2 protein-coding genes are annotated in these 6,073 nt (G+C 37.2%); one reads left to right on the top strand and one right to left on the bottom strand.

The annotated features are described in order from the left end of the window. Positions 1-216: 216 nt before the first annotated feature. A complete protein-coding gene (locus tag ACKI2P_RS10735; RefSeq protein ID WP_407377469.1) occupies positions 217-2,895 on the top strand; it encodes a BspA family leucine-rich repeat surface protein in 2,679 nt (892 codons plus the stop codon). A 58-nt stretch (positions 2,896-2,953) separates the two neighbouring features. On the opposite strand, the gene ACKI2P_RS10730 is transcribed toward ACKI2P_RS10735, so the two are convergent. Next, a complete protein-coding gene (locus ACKI2P_RS10730) occupies positions 2,954-5,941 on the bottom strand; it encodes a hypothetical protein (RefSeq protein ID WP_407377467.1) in 2,988 nt (995 codons plus the stop codon). Between the last annotated feature and the right edge of the window lie 132 nt (positions 5,942-6,073).

Here is a 6,073-nt window from a genome sequence, read left to right as displayed (position 1 = left end):
TCAAAAAACAATGCCAAAATCAAGAAAACGAACATTCAAGACCAAACGAGGCGTTTTAAAACGAATCTATCACAGAAATCTCATTTGGAATGACAATCGCAAAAAGGATTTTGAAAATCAACAAAGTTTTTGAAAGAGTCGTCAAAATTCAATCTTGAATATTTATAAGTCAATATCTCTATAAATATTAATTAGAAAGTATTGGTAGGGTTACTTATGACTGACAAAAACAATGAAAATTCTCTTGTTCATGTTTCGGATGCTCCATTCAGGGCCTATAAGGGTGATGATCCCTATATTTTTGTCAGTTATGCGCATATTGATGCAAATCGTGTATTTCCCGAACTTAAAAGATTCCATAATCAGGGATTCAATGTCTGGTATGATCAGGGCATTTCTCCTGGAGGGGAGTGGCCTGAAGAGATTGAGGAGGCACTTGAAAAATCCAGTCTTTTTGTCGTTTTCATTTCCGCAAGTGCCGTTGAATCACGCAATGTAAGAAATGAAATCAACTTCGCCCTTCACGAGAACAAACCTTTCATTGCCATACATCTGGAAGAAACCGAATTGAAATACGGCCTTAAACTCAGTATGGGGTCAATTCAGGGGATTCTAAAATATTCAATGGATGAGGAGGAATATGTCCACAGATACACTTCAGCCTTCAGCAGGGAAGGTTTTAAAGCATCCGGGACTTCTCATTCGGATTCTATTGAGGATTATGGTGGAAATTTTGTCCACAAAACTCCTTCGGCATATGTCTTTGCATGTTACAGCAGGGATGATGAGGAACTTGTACGTCCCGAACTGGAAAGGTTCGCTTCACATGGTCTGGATATCAAAACCAGCTCTCCGGAAAACGAAAGGTCCGAGGAGAATGTGGAGTTAATATCCGACTGTTCTCTGTTTATTGTTTTTATAACTTCAAATTCCGCAAACGACTTGAACGTAATCGATGAAATCTATTTTGCACTATCTGAAAACCTTCCTGTCGTTGTAATTTGTCTGCAGGAAGTCCGCCTGCGCCATGGCCTCAGATTGAAACTGGCTTCAAGGGAATCCATAAAGAAATATCTGATGGAAGAGGATGAGTATGTTCAAAAGTACACCTCATCATTTGAACGCCATGGATTTGAACTGATTAAAGAGGAGTCCCTGATTCCAACTGATGAAAAATACGTATTTACCAGTTTCGATTCAAAAGACAGCGATGAAATCCGTCCCTATCTGAAGCAGTTCACGGATTTCGGATTGAATGTCATGTGCAATGCGGGGGAATTTGAAAGCGAGGAATATGATGAAAAAATCACCGGTTCCTCATTGTTTTTACTTTTCCTAACTCCAAATTCAGTAAAATCCAATCTCATAAGGGATGAAATGTTCATAGCTCTTGATGAGGACGTGCCAATTGTTGTAATATATCTTTCTGAAGTCGAAATGAGCAGAGCGCTTAAAAGGCAGCTGTCTTCGGCATCGGTGATAAGAAAGCATGAACTGGATGAGGTTGAGTTTAAAAGTCAATGCATTGAGAAGTTTAAAGATGCCGGATTTGAACCGGTCAGACCCGCTGAAAAACTTCAAAGTGAAAAGAAAAATCAGGACTCCAGACTGTCAAGTGATCATTTAAGGCAGTTCGACAAATTGAATACCACAACCGACAGCATATTTGATTTAAAGGACAATAAGGTGCTGATTATTCTCAAAGACGGAAAAAACCTCACCGACTGGAATCATGTAGTCGACAAAAGGAAAGTCATCTATGTCAGCGAAAATCTCTCCGGACAAAAAGATTTGAGCTTCAAATATAATAACTTAAGGTCCCTCAGGGCAGTCGTTACCACTGGTGTATCCTCAGTTACAAGCATGGAGTCAATGTTTGAAGGATGCACTTCTCTTACCGACTTTGTCTGCACGGATGAATGGGATGTGGGCAAAGTGGAAAATATGGCCTCCATGTTTAAAAGATGTCAGAAACTGGCTGATTTATCCGCCCTGACCAACTGGGATGTGTCCAATGTAAAAAATATGAATACGATGTTTGAGGCATGCATCAGTCTCAAGGAACTCTCTGCACTGGCAGAATGGGATGTGAGCAATGTCAGAAACATGAGCGGAATGTTCAGCGACTGCAGACTGGAGAGAATGATTGCCCTTAAAAACTGGGATGTTTCAGGCGTAACAAATATGGAGGAAATGTTCAGGGGCTGCAGCGCCCTTCTTGACCTGTTTGATTTGAAGGACTGGAATGTGGGCAATGTGGAGAACATGCATTCGATGTTTGAAGGATGTTTTGCACTGGACAACCTCTTTGCCCTGAAGGATTGGAACGTCAGCAATGTAAAAAACATGGATTCACTTTTTAGAGGATGTGAACATCTGGTAGATTTATTTGCTTTTAAAGATTGGGATGTTTCAAACGTCACAACAATGGAGTCAATGTTCAGAGGCTGCAGGGATATAGTCGATTTGTTTGCCCTGAAACATTGGGACGTTTCCAATGTGAGAAACATGAGAGGAATGTTTTCAACATGCAGCGGTCTTGAATATCTCACTGCCCTTAGAAACTGGGACGTAAGCAATGTCCAAACCATGAGATCAATGTTTTACGGATGTTATGCCCTGAGTGAACTGTCCGCTTTGGCAGAATGGGATGTAAGCAACGTTGAAAACATGTGGACAATGTTTTCATTTTGCGGAAGTCTGAGTGATCTCTCCGCCATAAAAGATTGGAATGTAGGCAATGTCCAAACCATGTGGGCAATGTTCAGCGACTGCCGTGCCCTGAAAGACCTTTCAGTTCTTGACAGTTGGGATATAACAGATATGACTAACATCAGCTCCATTTTTGAAGGCTGCAACAACGTGGAAAAATATCCTAAATGGTATAGGGAATAGGATTTCTTTTTTCATACTCTCTAAAGCTTTGCTTTTAAAATAACTATAATTATCAAATTCAATAATGGCCGGAATAAGAGTCATCCTCTGCAGCAAGATCTTCATTAGAAACATCATCCGGTGCATTATCTGTAAAATTACAATTATGTATAAGTACTTTACGCAATCTAGCTAAACAATATGATCTTATTGCACCTCCTTTGCCTCTCGAGACATTATTATGATTAAAATTGCACTTAACAATTCTCGCATTACTTTCTTCAGTATTTATTGCGCCGCCTCCGTTTGTTCCAAAATTGGATTCAAAAGCAGATTCATCAACATTCAATTCTCCATCACTCATGCTTATTGCACCTCCTTTTGAGGAGTTATTCGATTTAAAGGTGCTATCTTTGATGGTTAGATTATTATGGGATTTTATTGCTCCTCCATCTCTTTTTGCAGTATTGGACTGAAAATTAGAACTATTAACATTACATGTGCTCCATGTATCCAGTTCTACTGCACCTCCGCTTCCTTCAGACATGTTGGATGTTAAAGTTGAATTGTTGATGTGGAGGGATCCCTGATTTGATATTGCTCCTCCGTTTTCATTTGTTTGATTGGATGTTAAAGTTGAATTGTTGATGTGGAGGGCTCCTTTATTTGATATTGCTCCTCCGTTTTCATTTGAGTTGTTGGTTTCAAGAGTAGAACCATTCACATCCAATTTTTTTGTATTGAATATTGCCCCTCCTCTTTTTTCACATTGGTTGGATGTTAAAGTTGAATTATTAATATTTAAATTTCCTTGATTTGATATTGCCCCACCATCTTCATTTGAGCTATTGGAATCAAAAATAGAACCCTTAATTGTAATTTTATCTAAATTGAATAATGCTCCTCCATTATTTGAAGTATTGGATTTGAAACTGGAATTGATTATTTCCAGATGGCATGAATTGTATATTGCTCCTCCCTGATTATTGTTGGAGCTGTTGAAAGTAAAATCCGAACGAACTATTTTTGCCTGGTTTTTGTTGAATAATGCTCCTCCGTCATCATTTGATGTATTCGATTCAAAGAGGGAGTAGTTGATTTTCACTTTGTTAGAATTGAATATTGCTCCGGCATAATTTGCAGCGGCATTGGATTTGAATGTTGATTCGGAAATGGTCAAATATCCTAAATTAAATATTGCACCGCCATCCTGTCCTGAGTAACAATCTATAAACTTACAGTTTTCCAGGGTTACTTTTTTAAGGGAATTTATTTTCACACATCCTCCGCAACTGTTTGAATAGGAATCATAGTCATTAAATGCGTGGCCATTTTTGAATGTGATATTTTTTAATTTGATGTTGTTGGCAAGTATGATGAATATCCGTGAGTTTCCGCAGGCATCAATTGTTTTACCGTTTCCATCAATGACCAAATCATCAATGTCCAGTTCAATTCCGCCTTCATAAAACTCCTTTTCATAATTTTTTAGGGATATGTCATTATCCAAAATGATTTCTTTGGTTTCGCTTTCATGAATTTTTTTATCTAAATATGTAAAATCAAATTCATCGAAGGATATTTTCCCATATCGTTCAACAGTGCCGTTATTTTCAATTTTACTTTCAAAATAATCATCATCTACTTTTTTTATCAGCACATATCCGTCATTTAATATGCTTTTGGTATCGTCGTTTATTATTTTTGGATTGGTGAGATTCAGGTCAGTTTTATTGATGAGAATTTTTGAATTGAAATTCGAATGGTTGTCATTAAATGTAACGTCAGTTAAACTGCTTGGATTTCCTTCATTGAAAATTACGGATTCATCAACGGAATTTGATATGAATTTTGTGTGATAAATTCCGAAACTGCTGTCATCATTGTTGAAGATAATATTTTGGGATTGATTGTCAGTAAATGTCGCTTTGGTAATTTCCATAGTGTCGTTATTGTCGATAATCATGTCCTTTGAGGTGTTATTTATGAAATTGCCGTTTGAAATTTTAAGGGTTTTATGATTTGTTAAAAGTCCTCCCTGATTTGATTTGTTATGAGTAAAGTGACATTCAGCGCTGCCGAAAGTGCCTTTATTAAAAATCAGACCTTCATTTGATTTAAAATTGGAGTTTGTAACATCAATAACCGCATCTGAGTCATTATAGATTACGCCTCCATTTTCACAACTGTTGGATTTGAAATTGGATTTATCCACGTTTAATACATGCTTATTGTATATTGCTCCTCCATTCCCTGAGCTGTTTCGGTCAAAATTGGAATTTTTGATTGTTGCTTTTCCCTCATTGAAAATTGCTCCGCCATTATCTGATGAATTATCGTTAAAATCGCAATTTACGGTGGCATGACCATTTTCTGAGTTAAAAATTGCGCCGCCGTTTTTAGCATGATTGGAGTTGAAAACGGATTCAATAATCTCAAAAGATTCTGAATTGTTGTAAATTATCCCATGATATGCAGAATTGTTTTTGAATGTATTGTGCGATAACTTTGCAGTTCCTTTATTATTGTAAATTGCACTGCCGTTAGTCCCGCTGTTGGAGTCAAAAGTAGATTCAATGACATTGAGATAATCCTGATTGTGAATTGCCCCTCCGCTTCTGGAGTGATTTATGTTAAAATCGCATTTTTTGATGCTGAGCCATCCCATGTTATGAACTGCGCCACCATTATCATCTTTTCCCTCATTGGATTCGAATTTGCAGTTTTCAATAGTCAATTTTCCTTTATTGAATATTGCACTGCCCTGACCGTTACTAAATGAATGGCCACTGTTTTTGAATATTATGTTTTTAAGTGTCACGTTTTGCCCGGTGATATTAAAGATTCCGGCTTTTTCTTTTGCATCAATGGCATGTCCGTTTCCATCAATAACAATGTCGGATATTTCTATTTTAATTCCATTTCTATAATCGGAATTTTCACTATCAGTTAATGTGAAGTCTGATTTTAGGATAATTTCTTTTTTTCCGCTGTGGATAATCTGATTTAAGGATTCAAAATTCTTAACTTTCTTAAGCATTCTTTTAATACCTTCGCCGATGCCCATGATACCACCTTGATTGTACTATGAGGATTATTTTTTGAACTACCTCAACTTATTGAAGTTGAGGATTCCTAGGTTTTTTATTATATATCGTTGGTTATTTGATATTATCCTAGGCTATCTCCCTCGTCCCAT

The sequence above is a fragment of the Methanobrevibacter sp. genome, from assembly GCF_045541095.1.
Taxonomy (GTDB): Archaea; Methanobacteriota; Methanobacteria; order Methanobacteriales; family Methanobacteriaceae; genus Methanocatella.
This window is presented reverse-complemented; position numbering and strand designations above follow the sequence as displayed.